Consider the following 16,267-nt stretch of genomic DNA (forward strand, 5'->3'; position numbering starts at 1 on the left):
CCTTCTGCGCCGGTGCTCGGCAATCTTCCCTGCTGTCGCCGAATCACCGCCTCTGTGAAGGTCCGCACGGCACGGACCTGGCTGAGCGGTCAGGTTAGTCGTGTTTCACACGCCTGACCAAGTACTGGACCGGCGGGGCATGTCGCAGGTTCCGAACTTGCTTTATCATTCGCCGATTTACCGGCGCTGTGCATTGCGCCCGGTCAGGGTTGGCGTGATTGGTCGCCAACCGTCCTGGAGTGAAGATGAATACCCTGTTTATGCATTGCCGGCCCGGTTTCGAGGGTGAAGTCTGTGCCGAAATGTCCGAGCATGCCGCACGGCTGAATGTGCCGGGCTATGCCAAGGGCAAACCGCAAAGCGCCTGTGCCGAGTTCATCTGCAACGATGCCGAGGGCGCCGAGCGGCTGATGCGCGAACTGCGCTTTGCGCAACTGATTTTCCCCCGGCAATGGGCGCGCGGCAGCTTCATCGAGCTGCCGGAAACCGACCGTATCAGCGTGCTGCTCGAGCACCTGAGCGATTACCCGGTCGTTGCCAGTCTGTGGCTGGAAGTGATGGACACCAACGACGGCAAGGAGATTTCAACCTTCTGCCGCAAGTTCGAAGTGCCATTGCGCAAGGCCCTGAGCAAAGCCGGGCGCCTGGTTGAAGGGACGAGTGGGGCGCGTTTGCTGTTGACCTTCGTCAGTGGCCGGCGCGTGTTTGTCGGGTTGGCGGATGCCGACAATTCGGCGATGTGGCCGATGGGGATCCCGCGCCTGAAGTTCCCCCGTGAAGCACCGAGCCGCTCGACCCTCAAGCTGGAAGAGGCCTGGCATCACTTCATCCCGCGCGATCAGTGGGAAGCGCGCCTGTCCGATGACATGACCGGCGTTGACCTGGGGGCGGCGCCGGGCGGCTGGACCTACCAGCTGGTCAAGCGCGGCATGCTGGTAACCGCCATCGACAATGGCCCGATGGCCGAGAGCCTGATGGACACCGGGCTGGTTCAACACCTGATGGCCGACGGCTTTACCTACAAGCCGAAGCAGACCGTGGACTGGATGGTTTGCGACATCGTCGAAAAGCCGGCGCGCAGTGCCGCGTTGCTGGAAACCTGGCTGGGTGAAGGCCTGTGCCGCGAGGCAGTGGTCAATCTCAAGTTGCCGATGAAACAGCGTTATGCCGAGGTGCGGCGACTGCTCGACCGTATTGAAGAAGGCTTCAAGGCACGCAAGGTCAAGGTATCGATTGGCTGCAAACAGCTGTACCACGACCGCGAAGAGGTGACCTGCCACCTGCGGCGCCTGGACCTGAAGCCGCGATGATTTCTTCGCGGATAAATCCGCTCCCACAGGGTCGGGGCGGGTTTACCCGCAAAGGTAAGGGCGCCACAATGCTTGATAGTTTCCGGAGTTATACATGACTGATTTCACCCCAGACGCAATCCTCGACGCCACCGGCCTCAACTGCCCGGAACCGGTGATGATGCTGCACCAGCACGTCCGTGACCTGGCCGCAGGCGGCCTGCTCAAGGTGATCGCCACCGACCCGTCGACCCGCCGCGATATCCCCAAGTTCTGCGTGTTCCTCGGTCACGAGCTGGTCCAGCAACAGGAAGACGCTGGCATCTACCTGTACTGGATCCGCAAGAAAGTCGACTAAACGCGATTACCCCGGCGAATGTGCTTGGCGCTGCTGCGCGCCAGGCGGATCGACAGCATCAAGGCCGCGCAGGTCAACCCGGCAATCAGGCCTTCCCACAAGCCACTGGGGCCGCTGGCGGGGCCAAAGTAGTCAGTCAAGCCCAGCAGGTAGCCCACCGGCAGGCCGATACCCCAATAGGCAAACAGGGTCAGGATCATCGTCACTCGCGTGTCCTGGTAGCCGCGCAGGGCGCCTGCCGCGATCACCTGGATGGCATCGGAAAACTGATACAGCGCGGCATACACAATGAGCATGGCGGCAATCTGGATCACCGCGGTGTCGGGGGTATAGATTGACGCGATCGGTTCGCGCATCAGCAGGATCAAACCCGCCGAGAAGCAGGCAAACACCAGCGCTGCGCCCAGGCCGACCAAGGCGGCAAAACGAGCCTGGCGTGGCTCGCCGGCACCAATGGCCTGGCCCACCCGCACGGTTACCGCCATCCCCAGCGAGTATGGAATCATGAACAGCAGCGAGCTGATGTTCAGGGCGATCTGGTGGCCGGCTACGACGGTGGGGCCGAGGCTGCCGATCAGCAGGGCAATTACGGCGAAGATGCTCGATTCGGCAAACACTGCAATACCGATCGGCAGGCCAACGCCGGTCAGGCGCTTGATCACCGCCCATTGCGGGCGCTCGAAACGCACCAGCACGCGGCTGCTCTGGTAGGCCGGCGCCCAGCGGCTCCAGGCCGCCATGCTCAGGGCCATGAACCACATGACAATGCCGCTGGCCCAGCCGCACCCGACACCGCCCAGCGCCGGCAAGCCAAAGTGACCATAGATCAGCACATAGTTCAGCGGAATGTTCAGCAGCAGGCCGAGCAAGCCAATCACCATGCTCGGGCGGGTGCGGCCGAGGCCATCGCTGTAGCAACGCAATACGTAGTACAGCGCAATGCCCGGGAAGCCAAAGGCGATGCCTTGCAGGTAACCCATGCTCGGCTCGACCAGTTGCGGGTCGACATTCATGACCTGCAGTACCGGTTCGGCACTGACCAGCAGTGCGCTGGCAATCAGGCTGACAGCGACCGCCAGCCACAAGGCCTGACGCACCAGCGGGCCAATTTCGGCGTGCAGGCCGGCGCCAAAGCGCTGGGCCACTTTGGGGGTGGTGGCCAGCAGGATGCCGGTCATCAGCAGAAACACGGGAATCCAGATCGAGTTGCCCAGTGCCACGGCTGCCAGGTCACGCGGGCTGACCCGGCCGGCCATCACGGCATCGACGAAACCCATGGCCGTGGTCGCCAGTTGCGCGATGATGATCGGTGTTGCCAGCAGCAACAGGCTGCGCAGTTCGGTGCGCACGCGGGCAGCACGTGACAAGGGAGTAGCGGAGGGAGCGGCGGTCATTGGTGTCACAAGGCGGGCGTCCACAAAAAAGGTGCGCAAAGCCGGGTAGTCTACGCTTTGACGCATCGGTCAGGAAATATGCCCGGTGCTTTCCCGTCCAGCTGGCTATGGCCTCGGCAAGGGCCTACACTGCGGACCCCGACTAGGAGAGCGCCATGCTGATTGTTGCCGACGAGAATATCCCGCTGCTCGATGCCTTCTTTGCAGGCTTCGGCGAGATCCGCCGCTATCCTGGTCGTGCCATTGATTCGGCCTGTGTAAAAGATGCCGATGTCTTGCTGGTGCGTTCCGTGACCCGCGTCGATCAGGCGTTGCTCGAAGGCAGCCGGGTGCGTTTCGTCGGTACCTGCACCATCGGTACCGATCACCTGGCCCTGGACTATTTCGCTCAGGCCGGTATCCACTGGTCCAGTGCTCCCGGCTGCAATGCCCGTGGGGTGGTTGATTATGTGCTGGGCAGCTTGCTGACCCTTGCCGAACTGGATGGTGCCGATCTGGCAGGGCGCACCTACGGCGTGGTGGGGGCCGGTGAAGTCGGTGGGCGCCTGGTCGAGGTGTTGCGTGGCCTGGGCTGGAAAGTGCTGGTATGTGATCCGCCTCGCCAGCAGCGCGAGGGTGGCGACTATGTCAGTTTGCAGGCGGTGCTCGCCGAATGCGATGTGATCAGTCTGCACACCCCGCTGACCCGGGAGGGCGATGCGCCGACCTGGCACCTGCTTGGTGCTGAACAGCTTGCTGCGTTGCGCCCGGGCACCTGGTTGATCAACGCCAGCCGCGGTCCGGTGATCGACAACACGGCATTGCGTGAGTGTTTGCTTGAACGCGAGGATGTCCTGGCAGTGCTGGATGTCTGGGAAGGCGAGCCGCAGGTTGATCTGGAGCTGGCCGACCTATGTGTGCTGGCTACCCCGCACATTGCCGGTTACAGCCTGGACGGCAAGCAGCGAGGTACGGCGCAGATCTACCAGGCATTCTGTGCCTGGCGAGGAGAGTCGGCGACGGTACACCTGGCAGATCTGCTGCCGCCGCCCTGGCTCGCCGAGGTCAGTCTGCAGGCTGAAACCGATCCGGCCTGGGCCTTGGCTACTCTGTGCCGGGCGGTGTATGACCCGCGCCGCGATGACGCTGATTTTCGCCGTAGCTTGAGCAGTGATCCGCTTGAGCAGAAGGCGGCCTTCGATACCCTGCGTAAACACTACCCGCCTCGCCGCGAAATTGAAGGCCTGGCGGTGCGGCTGCATGGCGAAGCACCGCAGCTGGTGCAACTGGTGCGAGCCCTGGGCGGCGTGCTGGTCTGAAACCAGGCAATAAAAACCCGGCGACTGGGCCGGGTTGAAGGATTCGGGTGGGTCAGTCTTTCTTGGCGGGTTCTTTGCGGCTTTGCTCCAGCTTTTCGCAGGCTTGCTGGATCATTTCCTCGGTGATGGTGATCTCCTGACCGTTCTGGTCGATGATCGAACCGCCTACCGGCGCCTGAGGGTTGGGTGCGGCTTTTGGTTGGGTGGTGCTCTGTTGTAGGCTCATTCCTGTCTCCTCGTCAGGTTTCAAGCTCAGACTAAAATCGCCTTGTGACCGGCCTGTGACAGCTTTTTTGGTAATCACGGTGGGACACTTCCAGTCCACCAGAAAGCCGGCTAAACCTCCAGTGGTGCGTTAGACCGAAAAGGTCTAGCCAGCTGTTGCATGGACCTTATTGGCTCATTTGGCCTGTTGTGGATACCGACGGCGGTACAGCGCCATGAGTTCCTTGGCGCAGGACGAGCGGTCCGGTGTAGGCTGCAACAAACCACAGACCCGCGGTCCTGTCATGTTCAACCGGTTCTCCACACGACAGCGCCAGGCCATGCGCCTGGGCTGGCGCTTCATTCGTCCTTACCGCAAGCAGGTAGTACTGGCCTTGCTGGCGCTGGTAGTCACCGCTGGCATTACCTTGTCCATGGGGCAGGGTATCCGACTGCTGGTGGATCAAGGGTTCATGACCCAGTCGGCCCACCTGCTCAATCAAACGATCGGTTTGTTCCTGTTGCTGGTGCTGGCATTGGCCGTCGGTACCTTCAGTCGTTTCTATCTGGTGTCGTGGATTGGTGAACGCTGTGTGGCCGATATCCGCCAGCAGGTATTCGATCACCTGATTTACCTGCACCCCGGCTTTTTCGAAAGCAATCGCAGCTCGGAGATCCAGTCGCGCCTGACCGCCGACACAACGTTGCTGCAGTCGGTGATCGGCTCGTCCCTGTCGCTGTTCCTGCGCAATGCCTTGATGGTGCTTGGCGGCATCGTCCTGCTGTTTGTCACCAACCCCAAACTCACCAGTATCGTGGTGCTGGCCTTGCCGCTGGTGCTCGCGCCGATCCTGATTTTCGGCCGCCGGGTGCGCAGCCTGTCGCGCCAGAGCCAGGACCGGGTGGCCGATGTTGGCAGCTACGTGTCCGAAACCCTCGGGCAGATCAAAACGGTGCAGGCCTACAATCACCAGCCCAGCGATCAGCAACGCTTCGGGCGCACCGTGGAGGCGGCCTTCAATGTGGCGCGCAAGCGTATCCTGCAGCGCGCCTGGCTGATCACCCTGGTGATCGTGCTGGTGCTCGGTGCGGTGGGGGTCATGCTTTGGGTAGGGGGCATGGACGTGATTGCCGGGCGGATTTCCGCTGGTGAGCTGGCTGCTTTTGTTTTCTACAGTCTGATTGTGGGCAGCGCTTTTGGCACCCTCAGTGAGGTGATCGGTGAACTGCAGCGTGCCGCAGGGGCGGCGGAGCGGATTGCCGAGTTGCTGGCGGCGCGCAGCGAAATTTCCGCCCCGTCACATGGGCTTGAGCACACGCCGCCACGGGTGAGTGGCCGGCTTGAGCTACAGGCCGTGCGATTCGCGTATCCGTCGCGGCCCGAACCTGCCGCCATCGACGGTTTGAGCCTGACGGTAGAGCCCGGGGAGACCCTGGCGCTGGTCGGGCCTTCAGGTGCCGGCAAGTCAACCCTGTTCGACCTCCTGTTGCGCTTTTACGACCCTCAGCAGGGGCGCATTCTGCTTGATGGCCAGGACGTCAGCCGCCTTGATCCGCAAGACCTGCGCCGCCACTTCGCCCTGGTGGCGCAGAACCCGGCGCTGTTCTATGGCACGGTCGAAGAGAACATCCGTTACGGGCGTGCGGACGCCACGCAGGCACAGGTTGAAGCGGCTGCCCGTAGTGCCCACGCGCATGCCTTCATCATGCAATTGCCACTGGGCTATCAGACCCACCTGGGCGATGCGGGGTTGGGGGTGTCAGGCGGCCAGCGTCAGCGCCTGGCGATTGCCCGGGCCTTGTTGGTCGATGCGCCGATTCTGTTGCTGGACGAGGCCACCAGCGCACTCGATGCGCAAAGCGAGCACTTGATCCAGCAAGCGCTACCGACCTTGATGAGTGGGCGCACGACGTTGGTGATCGCCCACCGGCTCGCCACAGTGCAGCATGCCGATCGCATCGCGGTGATCGACCAGGGGCGGCTGGTTGCCATTGGAACGCATCGCCAGCTGGTGGAGGAGAGCCCGTTGTATGCCCGCTTGGCGGCGCTGCAGTTCAATGCCGTTACGGATTTGTGACAGCGTTCCGGTGGTTGTCACATTTCTGTAGCAATCCCTTGAGAGTATCTGGCTCAGCTGTTGCGTAATGCTCGAACTTGGCTGCTATCGATTGATGGCAGCTTTTTTTTGGCCTGCCTGAACGGCCAGTGAACGGGACAAGGACGTCTTTGGCTGGTCGATGCCCGCGTGCGGCGTTTCTTACTCCTTGTTCCAGGACTCCTTCCGATGTTGCGTAAATCCTTGAGCGTGCAAATCCTCGCGTTGTTCGGCGGTAGCCTGCTGGCAATACTGATGATTGCACTGGTCTGTTTTCAACTCCTGTCCTCCAGTGTGCGCGGATACGGTCAACTGATCGATGGGCCGTTGCAGGCGTCCCAGTTGATTGACGAAGCCAACCTGCAGTTCAAGGTTCAGGTCCAGGAGTGGAAGAACGTGCTGTTGCGTGGTAAGCAACCGGCTGAACTGGACAAGTACTGGCAGCAGTTTCTGGCTCGTGAACGGCAGGTGCAGGGCATTCTTGATCAGTTGATCGAGCGCAGCGACCCGCCGCTTAAAGCCCGTGCGCAGCAACTCAAGGAAAGCCATCGCCAATTGGGCCAGGCCTATGAACAAGGGCGACAGGCCTACCTCGCCGCCGGGGCGGACCCCTATGCCGGCGACCTGGCGGTCAAAGGCGTGGACCGTGCTGCCAGCGAGCAGATGAGCGAACTGGTCAACCAGTTGCGTAGCGATGCCCAGGCGCAGGCGCAAGCCATCAGTCAGTCGGCCGAGCGCACGGTCTGGTTGGGGATGCTGGTGATGTTCGGTTCGGCCGTACTGGTCGGGCTGATCAGCCTCTGGCTGGTCAACCGCAACCTGATCGAGCCGATTCGTGCGCTGATCGAGTATGTCGCGCAGTTGAGCCAAGGGCGCTTTGCCGCGCGTGTGTCCACCGACCGCCAGGATGAACTGGGTCGTCTGGCTGTGGCGGCCAACACCTTGCGCGACTTTCTTGCCGAGACGTTTACTCGCCTGCAAGGCAACGCTGGCGAACTGGAGTCGGCCAGTGGTGAATTGCGCACCATTGCCGGCAATATGGCACGCGGTACCGATGACCAGTTTCAGCGTACCGATCAGGTGGCCACGGCCATGCATGAAATGTCGGCCACCGCGCAGGAAGTTGCTCGCCATGCTGCCGAAGCGGCACGTGCCGCCGATGATGCTGATCACAGTGCGCAGGCCGGCGAGCAGGTGATGCAGTCGACAATCGACACCATTGCAGCGGTCAACCAGGAAATTGCCGGCACCGCTGCGGTGATTCGCGACCTGGAAGCCGATAGCGGCCGGATCGGCAAGGTGCTGGAGGTAATTCGCGCGATTGCCGAGCAGACCAACCTGCTGGCTCTCAATGCGGCAATCGAGGCGGCGCGGGCAGGGGAGGCCGGTCGCGGCTTTGCCGTGGTTGCAGACGAAGTGCGCAACCTGGCTCAGCGCACCGGTGCGTCGATTGCCGAGATCAACCAGATCATCAGTGCCGTCCAGTCCGGGGCGCTGGAGGCGGTCAAAGCCATTGAGAGCGGCCAGCAGCGCAGTGAAGAAGGTGCAGAGCAGGTTCAGCGCGCCGGGCAGATGCTCCAGCGTATCACCCAGGCCGTGGAAGCGATTCGCGACATGAACCGCCAGATTGCAACGGCCGCCGAAGAGCAGACCAGCGTGGCTGAAGACATCTCCCGCAACCTGGTGGAGATCACCCGTATCGCCACGGCCAACCAGCAGGCAGTGCAACACACCGAGCAGGCCGGGCATCGCCTGCATGGCCTGTCGGGGCAGCTGGGTGAGGTTACTGCGCGCCTAAGCGCCTGATTGCGCGGGGGAAAACCGCCACATTCTGCGCGGAAGGCGGAATATGTGGCGGATTGTCGCCAGATAAAACCACTAAAGATGGGGTGCGACGACTCGTCCTAGCTATTAGCCGTTAGTCTTGGGGAAGTTGGCCTGTTTTGTGCTTAAAGGCGGGCAGGCCTTTGCCTCGCAAGCACCCGTCAGCAGCCTTTATTGGCAGCCGTCAGGGTCGCGACCGTTCCCGATCCATCGAACAACCCCAGCCGCCAACCATTACCCGCACATTCAGGCCGATTGCCTGAGCGATGAACGTTTCAAGGTAGTGGCCTGCGCGAGCAACAACAAGAATCCGGGCGTGCACAACGGGACCAGCGGTCATTGCCAATTACTTCACCTCAATTGGATTGAACTATGAAAAAAATCCTGCTGACGCTCCTGTGCCTGAGTGTCATCGGTTGCTCCAAGCCCAGTGAGCCCGAGAAAACCGTAGACGTGCTGCTGATCGGCGGCGGCATCATGAGTGCAAGTCTTGGTACCTACCTCAATGAGCTGGAGCCTACCTGGTCGATCGACATCTACGAGCGCCTGGACAAGGTTGCCGAAGAAAGCTCCAACGCCTGGAACAACGCCGGTACCGGTCACTCCGCGTTCTGCGAGTTGAACTACACCAGTGAAGGTGCCGACGGCAAGATCGACATCAGCAAGGCGGTCGGGGTCAACGAGCAGTTCGAGATTTCCAAGCAGTTCTGGGCCTACCAGGTCGAGCAGAACGTGCTGAGCAACCCGAAGTCGTTCATCAACAACGTGCCGCACATGAGCTTCGTCTGGGGCGACAAGAACGTCGAGTTCCTCAAGAAACGTCATGAAGCCCTGCAGCACAGCTCGCTATTCCGTGGCATGGAGTACTCCGAAGACCACGCACAGATCCAGAAGTGGGTGCCGATTGTCATGGAAGGCCGTGCAGCCGACCAGAAGATCGCCGCGACCCGCATGCCGATCGGTACCGACGTCAACTTCGGCGAGATCACCCGTCAGTTGATCGCTTCGCTGACCAAGCATGACAACGTCAAGCTGCATGTGCAGCACGAAGTGCGCGACATCGTGCGTAACGCCGACAACACCTGGACCGTGGTCGTTGCCGACCTGGCCAACAAGGGTGTCGAAACCAGCGTCAAGGCCAAGTTCGTCTTCATCGGTGCCGGTGGTGGCGCCCTGAAGCTGCTGCAGAAGTCGGGCATCCCGGAAGCTGACGGCTATGCAGGTTTCCCGGTGGGTGGCCAGTTCCTGATGACCGACAACCAGGACATCGTTGCCCGCCACAAGGCCAAGCTGTACGGCAAGGCTTCGGTCGGTGCGCCGCCGATGTCGGTTCCGCACCTCGATACCCGTGTCATCGATGGCAAGGAAGTGCTGCTGTTCGGCCCGTTTGCGACCTTCTCCACCAAGTTCCTCAAGAACGGTTCGTTGCTGGACATGTTCGCGGCCCTGACCAGCCACAACATCATGCCGATGACCCATGCCGGTATCGACAACATTGACCTGAGCACTTACCTGATGGGTCAGCTGATGCTCAGCTTCGATGACCGCATGCATGCACTGCGCGAGTACTTCCCGAACGCCAAGAACGAAGACTGGAAGCTGCTGCAGGCTGGCCAGCGTGTTCAGGTAATCAAGAAGGACCCGGTGCACGGTGGTGTACTGCAGTTCGGGACTGAGGTCGTTGCCGCCCAGGATGGCACGATTGCCGCGCTGCTGGGTGCATCGCCAGGTGCTTCGACCGCTGCGCCGATCATGCTGAGCGTGCTGGAAAAGACCTTCAAGGACCGTATCAAGACCCCTGAGTGGCAAGCCAAGCTCAAGGCGATCATTCCGACCTATGGCCAGAAGCTCAACAACAACCTCGAGCTGACCAACCAGACCCGTGAGTGGAGCAGCTCGCGTCTGGGTCTGCTGTACGTTCCGGTGCTGCCGGAAGAGGCCGCTGCAGAACAGGTACAACCTGCGCTGTAAGGTTTACACGGTAGATACAGACAGCCCCCTGTTCAGGGGGCTGTTTCGTTTCAGGCTTGAAATCAGTGACGCTTCTTGTTGGCAATGTTGTTGCCCAGTGCGCCACCTGCAGCGCCACCCAGGCCGGCACCGATGGCCGAGCCGGTGCTGCCGCCGAGCTTGTTGCCGATCAGCGAGCCGCCCGCCGAACCCAGGCCGCCACCGATAGCGGCTTTGGTCTTGTTGCCATTCTTCGCGCCCATGGCGCTGCCAGCGGCACCGCCGACGCCCGCACCGATCGCAGCACCGGTGCTACCACCCAGTTGTTGGCCAACCACGTTGCCCAGTACGCCACCCAGGCCACCGCCCAGCGCAGTTTGGCCATCGCCAGCCATGGCGCCTTGCGCGCACAGCAAGCCCAGAGTCAGGGTGGCAAGAGTCTTACGCATGTGTTTCAACCTCTAAGTTCGAAAGGCGCGCATTCTGCTGGGGCGGCTTCACTTGCGCAATGCTGGCCAGTGCAGATCGTTGCACCCGGAATGCAAAAGCGCGGCGACTGCGCTACACGACCATTGGCTAGTCCAGAAAAAAACTTATCGCCGATACCGAGGGCATGACTGTCAAAAAGACTGTGATATTGCCTGGAGTTTTTATGTTCGGCTGGATCAGCAATATGCGTGTAGGTGCCAAGTTGGGCATGGGGTTTGGTCTGGTGCTGGCGCTGACCTTTTTACTGTCGGTTACCGGCTGGCACGCGCTCAATACGCTGATTGAGCGAGGAGACAAGGTCGAGAACATCGCCAGGATCAGCGACTACACCCGCGATTTGCGCGTTCACCGCCTGACAATGGGAACAAGCACGGACCCGCAAGACATTCAACCGCTCAGAAAAACCCTGGATGAACTGTCGGCGCACCTGCAAGCCACCCGGCAGCACTTCACCGCCGACAGTGATGTGGCGTTGTTCAACCAGCAACGTGATGCGGTCAATCATTACGCTGACGTGTTGCAAGCCCTGGGTCAGCCCGGAGTGGACAGGCAGCCTCTGTACCAGCGCATGGCCGGTTATGGCGACGTGCTGTTGCGCACGGCGCAGCAACTGACAGCGTCGCAAAAAGCCAAGCGCGATGCCGACGCGGCGTCCGCCAAAACCCTATTGAGCCTGGTGGCGGTGTTTGCGCTGATGCTGGGGGCGTTGACGGCGTGGGTCATTGCCCGGCAAATCGTCCGTCCACTTCAACACACCCTTGCAGTGGTCGGGCGCATTGCCCAAGGCGACCTGAGTAAAGATGTGCTGACCGACCGGCGTGACGAACTGGGGCAGTTGCAAGCGGGGCTGCAGCAAATGACCCTCAGTTTGCGTGAACTGATCGGGGGCATTCTCAGTGGTGTCGTGCAGGTCGCCAGTGCTGCCGAGCAGCTGTCGGCAGTCACTGAGCAGACCAGTGCCGGGGTCAACAGCCAGAAGGTGGAAACCGACCATGTGGCCACTGCCATGAACGAAATGACGGCAACCGTGCAGGATGTGGCGCGTAACGCTGCGCAGGCGTCGCAGGCCGCCGCCGTCGCTGATCAACAGGCGCTGGAAGGGGAGCGGGTGGTTGACGAGGCGATCGAACAGATCGAATGCCTGGCCCGGGAAGTCGGCGCGTCGGCTGTGGCCGTTGGTGAATTGCGAACGCAAAGCGACAAGATCGGCGGGGTGCTGGATGTAATCAAGGCCGTTGCCCAGCAAACCAACCTGCTGGCTCTGAATGCCGCGATCGAAGCGGCGCGGGCCGGGGAGGCCGGACGTGGCTTTGCGGTGGTGGCCGATGAGGTGCGCAACCTGGCCTTGCGTACTCAGCAGTCGACGGAAGAAATCGAGAGCCTGGTGGTCGGTATCCAGGCGAGTACCAAGGCCGTCTCGTTGAGCATGGACAGCAGCCTTGAAATGAGCAAAAGCAGCGTGGAGTTCACCCGCCGGGCTGTCGGCTCGCTGGATAACATCACCCGTTCGGTGTCCACCATTCAATTGATGAACCAGCAGATTGCCACGGCGTCCGAACAGCAGAGCGCGGTGGCCGATGAGATCAATCGAAGCGTGATCAACGTGCGCGACATCTCTGACCAGACCGCCGGGGCCAGCGAAGAAACCGCCTCTTCGAGCGTTGAGCTGGCCCGGCTTGGGCATGAGCTGGAGCGTTTGGTAGGACGCTTCAAGGTGTAGGCCGGGCCGCTTTAATGCAGGCAACAAAAAACCCGCCGAGGCGGGTTTTTTGTTGCCTGATCTGGTCGGAGAGACAGGATTCGAACCTGCGGCCTTCTCGTCCCGAACGAGACGCGCTACCTGGCTGCGCTACACTCCGATAGAGAAAATATTACTCAAAATTCTCTCCTCGACAAGCCCCGTTCGGGACGTGTCACAGATCCTTGACGGTACGCACCTGATCTTTGTTGATGCGCGTTTGCTTGCCATCCAGTTGCTCAAATTCGTAGAAGCCAGACTCATCGTCGTACTGTGGTGTGTCGACTGCCTGGATCTCGCGACCGTCGTTCAGGGTGATGACTGTTGGCGAGGCGCAGCCAGCCAAAGTACCCAGCCCCAAGGCCAGCAAGAAAGCAGCGATAGTCCGTTGATTCATTTTGTGTCTCCAGTAAAGGATGGTGCGTACTGTTGTTCTGACGCAGGGTGCCACCACAAGTTCCTTGCAGATTTGAGCATAGCGGCTGCCTGCCGGCAGTGACCGGCAACAAACACCACGGGCGGTGGGCGCCCGCCAGGCGACGCTGTGATATAACTTCGCGATACTCTTCAGCAAGGGAACAAGGCCCCATGAAAGCCAAGGCAGATGTACCGTTCGTGCCGCTTAACATCGCGGTGCTGACCGTCAGTGACACCCGCACCCTCGAAACCGATACCTCAGGCCAGGTGTTTGTCGATCGCCTGACCGAGGCCGGGCATGGCCTTGCCGCTCGCGTGCTGCTCAAGGACGACCTGTACAAGATTCGCGCCCAGGTGGCGACCTGGATTGCCGATGAGCAGGTGCAGGTAGTGTTGATCACCGGCGGTACCGGGTTTACCGGGCGCGACAGTACGCCTGAGGCGGTTGCCTGTTTGCTGGACAAGCAAGTCGACGGCTTCGGTGAGCTGTTTCGCCACATCTCCCTGGCAGATATCGGCACGTCCACTGTCCAGTCGCGTGCCTTGGCAGGGCTGGCCAACGGTACCCTGGTCTGCTGCCTGCCGGGTTCGACCAATGCCGTGCGTACCGGCTGGGACGGGATCCTTGCCGAGCAACTGGACGCACGCCATCGTCCGTGCAATTTCGTCACCCACCTGAAACAGGCCGAGCCCTGTGTCAGCCGTGGTTGAGGCGCCTGTGGTCAATCCGTTGATGCCGGTCGAAGAGGCGCTGGCGCGTTTGCTGGCGTTGGCCGAGGCTGCGCCGATCACCGAGACAGAGCAGGTGCCCTTGGCGCAGGCAGACGGGCGGGTTCTGGCTCAACCCTTGATCGCCGGCCTGGACTTGCCTCCGTGGCCGAACAGCGCCATGGACGGTTATGCACTGTGCCTGGCCGACTGGCAGGGCGAAGCGTTGCCGGTGAGTCAGCGAATTTTTGCCGGCCATGCACCGCAGCCATTGCAGGCGGGTACCTGTGCGCGGATTTTTACCGGGGCGCCACTCCCGCCAGGGGCCGACTGCGTCGAGATGCAGGAAAACGCCGAGGTGCTGGAAGATCAGTGCGTGCGCTTTACCGAGCCACTGCACATCGGTCAGAACATCCGCCCGCAAGGGCAGGAAACCCGCGCGGGCGAAGAAGTGCTGGCGGCAGGTACGCGCCTGGGGCCGATCGAGCTGGGGCTTGCGGCGACGTTGGGCTGTGCCACGCTTACCGTGGTGCGCCGGGTCAAGGTGGCGGTGTTGTCTACCGGTGACGAGCTGGTAGAGCCCGGCCTGGCGCTGGGGCCGGGGCAGATCTACAACAGCAATCGGCGTTTGCTGGTCAGCTGGTTGCAGCGCCTGGGCTGTGAGGTTGTCGATGCCGGTATCCTTGCTGATGACCTGCAAAAGACCCGTGATTGCCTGGCCGCTCTGGGTCAGGTCGACCTGATTCTCTCTACCGGTGGCGTTTCGGTGGGTGAGGCCGACTATCTCGGCCTGGCCTTGCGTGAAGCCGGCGAGCTGGCGCTCTGGAAGCTGGCGATCAAGCCCGGCAAGCCATTGACCTTTGGTCACTATCAAGGCGTACCGGTGATCGGCTTGCCCGGCAACCCGGCGTCGACCCTGGTGACATTCGGCTTGCTGACCCGTCCTTACCTGCTGCGCCGTCAAGGTGTGCAACAGGTGACCCCGCTGCAGTTTGCCGTGCCTGCCGGGTTCGACTGGCCCAAAGCGGGCAATCGCAGGGAATACCTGCGAGCACGGCTTGATCAAGGGCAGGCGCTGATCTACAAAAACCAGAGTTCCGGCGTGTTGCGCAGCGCTGCCTGGGCCGAGGGTCTGGTAGAAGTGCGTGAGGGCACCACGCCGGCCAAGGGCGATACGGTGTACTTCATTCCCTTGAGTGAGTTACTCGGCTGAGCGGCTGAGCACGCCTTTATCGCCCAGGTCCGTCAGTAACGGCGCGCGCTGGCTCAGGCGCGCATGCACGCTTTCCAGCTGTGCGGCGGCAATGCTCCAGTCGTGATGATCGGTCACGAAGCGGCGGGCGGACTCTGACAGCTGGCGCATGCGCCAGGGCTGGTTGAGCAGTTGGGTGATCTGCAGCGCCAACTGATCGGCATCGTCGCTGCCCAGATAGTGCTCGCCATGGGTGACCTGAAGTCCGCATACACCCTTGGCGGTGGTTACCACCGGCAGCCCGGCGGCCATGGCTTCGAGTATCTTGATCTTCGAGCCACCGCCGTAGCGCAGTGGGGCGAAGAAAATCGCCGAATGGCGTTGCAGTTCGCGCAAGTCGGGCAGGTAACCGACCCATTCGATACGCGGATCGTTCCAGCGCGATTTCCAGCTGTCCGGTAGTGCGTGGCCGACCACGGCCAGGCGCACCGCCGGGTTGCTCAGCCACACTTGCGGAAGAATGTCTTCGAGTGCCCATTCGATGGCTTCGAGGCTGGCGCTGTATTCGAAGTTGCCGACAAACAGCAGCCGTTGGCTGTGCAGCGCCGGGTGAATGTTTTGATAGTGCGCACAATCCACGCCATTGATGACCAGTGCTGCAGGGTAGCCGGTCAGGCGGCTGATGTGTTCGGCGTCAGCAGGGCTGACGGCTACCACTTCATGGGCCTGGCTGAGCACGCGGCTTTCCCAGCGCCGGTAACGCCAGCGGTCGAAGGCATTGAACGGCTGAAGCCACAAGGGCAGCCGGTCATGGCAGGCGGCGCCGGAGACGGACTCGATCGTGTGCTCACTGACCAAAAAGGGCAGGCGCCGCGCTTGCAGCGCCTTTTCGAACGGTTGAAAGCTGTAGCTGTGTTCGATCTGGATGACATCCCAGCGTTCTTCAAGCAGTTGCTCGAAGCAATGGCGCAGGCGCGGAGCCAGGCCGTTGACACTGGCGCGCATGGGGTATCCGGCATACACGGCGGCAAGCAGGTTCAGCGGGCTGTGCAGCGGTCGCCTGGGTAGCACGATCAGGCGCTCGAGCAGGGGCTCGAGCGCCTCGCGTGCTGCCTCGCTGGGCGGAATTTTCGACTGCACCAGCAAGGTGATCTGGTGGCCCCGCTGCGCGAGGTTGCGCAGCAGGTGATATTGCCGGGTTTTACCGCCACTGGTGGTGGGCCAGGGCAGGTAAGGCAGTGTCCAAAGTACGCGCATTACCCTTTTCCTCAGTCGCCAGGCGGGTTACGGCATGCAGACAGGAATGGACG

General features: G+C 61.6%; 14 protein-coding genes, 1 tRNA gene and 1 pseudogene. 10 read left to right on the forward strand and 6 right to left on the reverse strand.

Annotated features, from left to right (window positions below):
• The first annotated feature begins 245 nt into the window (after positions 1-245).
• Together rlmM and tusA are read left to right on the forward strand one after the other, a co-directional pair.
• Positions 246-1,310: a 23S rRNA (cytidine(2498)-2'-O)-methyltransferase RlmM gene (gene rlmM, locus I5S59_RS06380; RefSeq protein WP_197875868.1), complete on the forward strand. Its 1,065-nt coding sequence runs from the start codon at positions 246-248 to the stop codon at positions 1,308-1,310.
• Positions 1,311-1,404: 94 nt separating this feature from the next.
• Positions 1,405-1,647, forward strand: coding sequence for a sulfurtransferase TusA (gene tusA / locus I5S59_RS06385; protein ID WP_197875869.1), 243 nt, complete (start codon positions 1,405-1,407; stop codon positions 1,645-1,647).
• On the opposite strand, the gene I5S59_RS06390 is transcribed toward tusA, so the two are convergent.
• Positions 1,644-3,041 (reverse strand): MATE family efflux transporter, encoded by a 1,398-nt coding sequence (locus I5S59_RS06390; RefSeq protein WP_197875870.1) that lies wholly within the window; start codon positions 3,039-3,041, stop codon positions 1,644-1,646. The genes tusA and I5S59_RS06390 overlap by 4 nt on opposite strands.
• Before the next feature lie 155 nt (positions 3,042-3,196).
• Here I5S59_RS06390 and pdxB point away from each other — a divergent pair, with 155 nt between their 5' ends.
• Positions 3,197-4,339, forward strand: a complete 1,143-nt coding sequence (gene pdxB / locus I5S59_RS06395) for a 4-phosphoerythronate dehydrogenase PdxB (RefSeq protein ID WP_197875871.1) — start codon at positions 3,197-3,199, stop codon at positions 4,337-4,339.
• 52 nt (positions 4,340-4,391) lie between these two features.
• Here the strand turns inward: pdxB and I5S59_RS06400 are convergent, their stop codons facing one another.
• Positions 4,392-4,565 (reverse strand): PA1571 family protein, encoded by a 174-nt coding sequence (locus I5S59_RS06400; RefSeq protein ID WP_197875872.1) that lies wholly within the window; start codon positions 4,563-4,565, stop codon positions 4,392-4,394.
• A 283-nt stretch (positions 4,566-4,848) separates the two neighbouring features.
• Between I5S59_RS06400 and I5S59_RS06405 the strand changes: the two genes are divergently transcribed.
• The 4 genes and pseudogenes from I5S59_RS06405 (at position 4,849) to mqo (ending at position 10,434) form a co-directional block, all read left to right on the forward strand.
• A complete protein-coding gene (locus tag I5S59_RS06405; RefSeq protein WP_197875977.1) occupies positions 4,849-6,621 on the forward strand; it encodes an ABC transporter transmembrane domain-containing protein in 1,773 nt (590 codons plus the stop codon).
• A gap of 780 nt (positions 6,622-7,401) precedes the next feature.
• Positions 7,402-7,560: pseudogene (locus tag I5S59_RS26680) on the forward strand (HAMP domain-containing protein); the annotation flags it as partial.
• A gap of 171 nt (positions 7,561-7,731) precedes the next feature.
• Positions 7,732-8,445 (forward strand): methyl-accepting chemotaxis protein, encoded by a 714-nt coding sequence (locus I5S59_RS26685; RefSeq protein WP_420066441.1) that lies wholly within the window; start codon positions 7,732-7,734, stop codon positions 8,443-8,445.
• 390 nt (positions 8,446-8,835) lie between these two features.
• Positions 8,836-10,434 (forward strand): malate dehydrogenase (quinone), encoded by a 1,599-nt coding sequence (mqo, locus tag I5S59_RS06415; protein ID WP_197875874.1) that lies wholly within the window; start codon positions 8,836-8,838, stop codon positions 10,432-10,434.
• Between the two features lie 62 nt (positions 10,435-10,496).
• Here mqo and I5S59_RS06420 read toward each other — a convergent pair whose 3' ends face one another.
• The gene (locus I5S59_RS06420; protein WP_197875875.1) at positions 10,497-10,862 is read right to left on the reverse strand and encodes a glycine zipper domain-containing protein; all 366 of its coding nucleotides are present in this window, start codon (positions 10,860-10,862) and stop codon (positions 10,497-10,499) included.
• Between the two features lie 203 nt (positions 10,863-11,065).
• Here I5S59_RS06420 and I5S59_RS06425 point away from each other — a divergent pair, with 203 nt between their 5' ends.
• A complete protein-coding gene (locus I5S59_RS06425) occupies positions 11,066-12,622 on the forward strand; it encodes a methyl-accepting chemotaxis protein (RefSeq protein ID WP_197875876.1) in 1,557 nt (518 codons plus the stop codon).
• A gap of 62 nt (positions 12,623-12,684) precedes the next feature.
• Here I5S59_RS06425 and I5S59_RS06430 read toward each other — a convergent pair.
• Positions 12,685-12,761, reverse strand: a tRNA-Pro gene (locus I5S59_RS06430).
• A gap of 54 nt (positions 12,762-12,815) precedes the next feature.
• Entirely contained in the window at positions 12,816-13,037 is a 222-nt protein-coding gene (locus tag I5S59_RS06435; RefSeq protein WP_197875877.1) for a YgdI/YgdR family lipoprotein, read from the reverse strand.
• Positions 13,038-13,228: 191 nt separating this feature from the next.
• Between I5S59_RS06435 and moaB the strand changes: the two genes are divergently transcribed.
• Together moaB and glp are read left to right on the forward strand one after the other, a co-directional pair.
• Positions 13,229-13,768, forward strand: a complete 540-nt coding sequence (moaB, locus tag I5S59_RS06440; RefSeq protein WP_128326149.1) for a molybdenum cofactor biosynthesis protein B — start codon at positions 13,229-13,231, stop codon at positions 13,766-13,768.
• Between the two features lie 22 nt (positions 13,769-13,790).
• Positions 13,791-14,978 (forward strand): gephyrin-like molybdotransferase Glp, encoded by a 1,188-nt coding sequence (gene glp, locus I5S59_RS06445; RefSeq protein ID WP_197875978.1) that lies wholly within the window; start codon positions 13,791-13,793, stop codon positions 14,976-14,978.
• Here glp and I5S59_RS06450 read toward each other — a convergent pair.
• Entirely contained in the window at positions 14,967-16,214 is a 1,248-nt protein-coding gene (locus tag I5S59_RS06450; protein ID WP_197875878.1) for a glycosyltransferase family 4 protein, read from the reverse strand. The two genes, glp and I5S59_RS06450, sit on opposite strands and share 12 nt — an antisense overlap.
• Between the last annotated feature and the right edge of the window lie 53 nt (positions 16,215-16,267).

This window comes from Pseudomonas alkylphenolica (assembly GCF_016009175.1).
Taxonomy (GTDB): Bacteria; Pseudomonadota; Gammaproteobacteria; order Pseudomonadales; family Pseudomonadaceae; genus Aquipseudomonas; species Aquipseudomonas alkylphenolica_B.

Coding starts and splice junctions, on each gene's coding strand:
- rlmM (WP_197875868.1), top strand. CDS start 246: ATGAATACCCTGTTTATGCATTGCCGGCCCGGTTTCGAGGGTGAAGTC.
- tusA (WP_197875869.1), top strand. CDS start 1,405: ATGACTGATTTCACCCCAGACGCAATCCTCGACGCCACCGGCCTCAAC.
- I5S59_RS06390 (WP_197875870.1), bottom strand. CDS start 3,041: ATGACCGCCGCTCCCTCCGCTACTCCCTTGTCACGTGCTGCCCGCGTG.
- pdxB (WP_197875871.1), top strand. CDS start 3,197: ATGCTGATTGTTGCCGACGAGAATATCCCGCTGCTCGATGCCTTCTTT.
- I5S59_RS06400 (WP_197875872.1), bottom strand. CDS start 4,565: ATGAGCCTACAACAGAGCACCACCCAACCAAAAGCCGCACCCAACCCT.
- I5S59_RS06405 (WP_197875977.1), top strand. CDS start 4,849: ATGTTCAACCGGTTCTCCACACGACAGCGCCAGGCCATGCGCCTGGGC.
- I5S59_RS26685 (WP_420066441.1), top strand. CDS start 7,732: ATGCATGAAATGTCGGCCACCGCGCAGGAAGTTGCTCGCCATGCTGCC.
- mqo (WP_197875874.1), top strand. CDS start 8,836: ATGAAAAAAATCCTGCTGACGCTCCTGTGCCTGAGTGTCATCGGTTGC.
- I5S59_RS06420 (WP_197875875.1), bottom strand. CDS start 10,862: ATGCGTAAGACTCTTGCCACCCTGACTCTGGGCTTGCTGTGCGCGCAA.
- I5S59_RS06425 (WP_197875876.1), top strand. CDS start 11,066: ATGTTCGGCTGGATCAGCAATATGCGTGTAGGTGCCAAGTTGGGCATG.
- I5S59_RS06435 (WP_197875877.1), bottom strand. CDS start 13,037: ATGAATCAACGGACTATCGCTGCTTTCTTGCTGGCCTTGGGGCTGGGT.
- moaB (WP_128326149.1), top strand. CDS start 13,229: ATGAAAGCCAAGGCAGATGTACCGTTCGTGCCGCTTAACATCGCGGTG.
- glp (WP_197875978.1), top strand. CDS start 13,791: ATGCCGGTCGAAGAGGCGCTGGCGCGTTTGCTGGCGTTGGCCGAGGCT.
- I5S59_RS06450 (WP_197875878.1), bottom strand. CDS start 16,214: ATGCGCGTACTTTGGACACTGCCTTACCTGCCCTGGCCCACCACCAGT.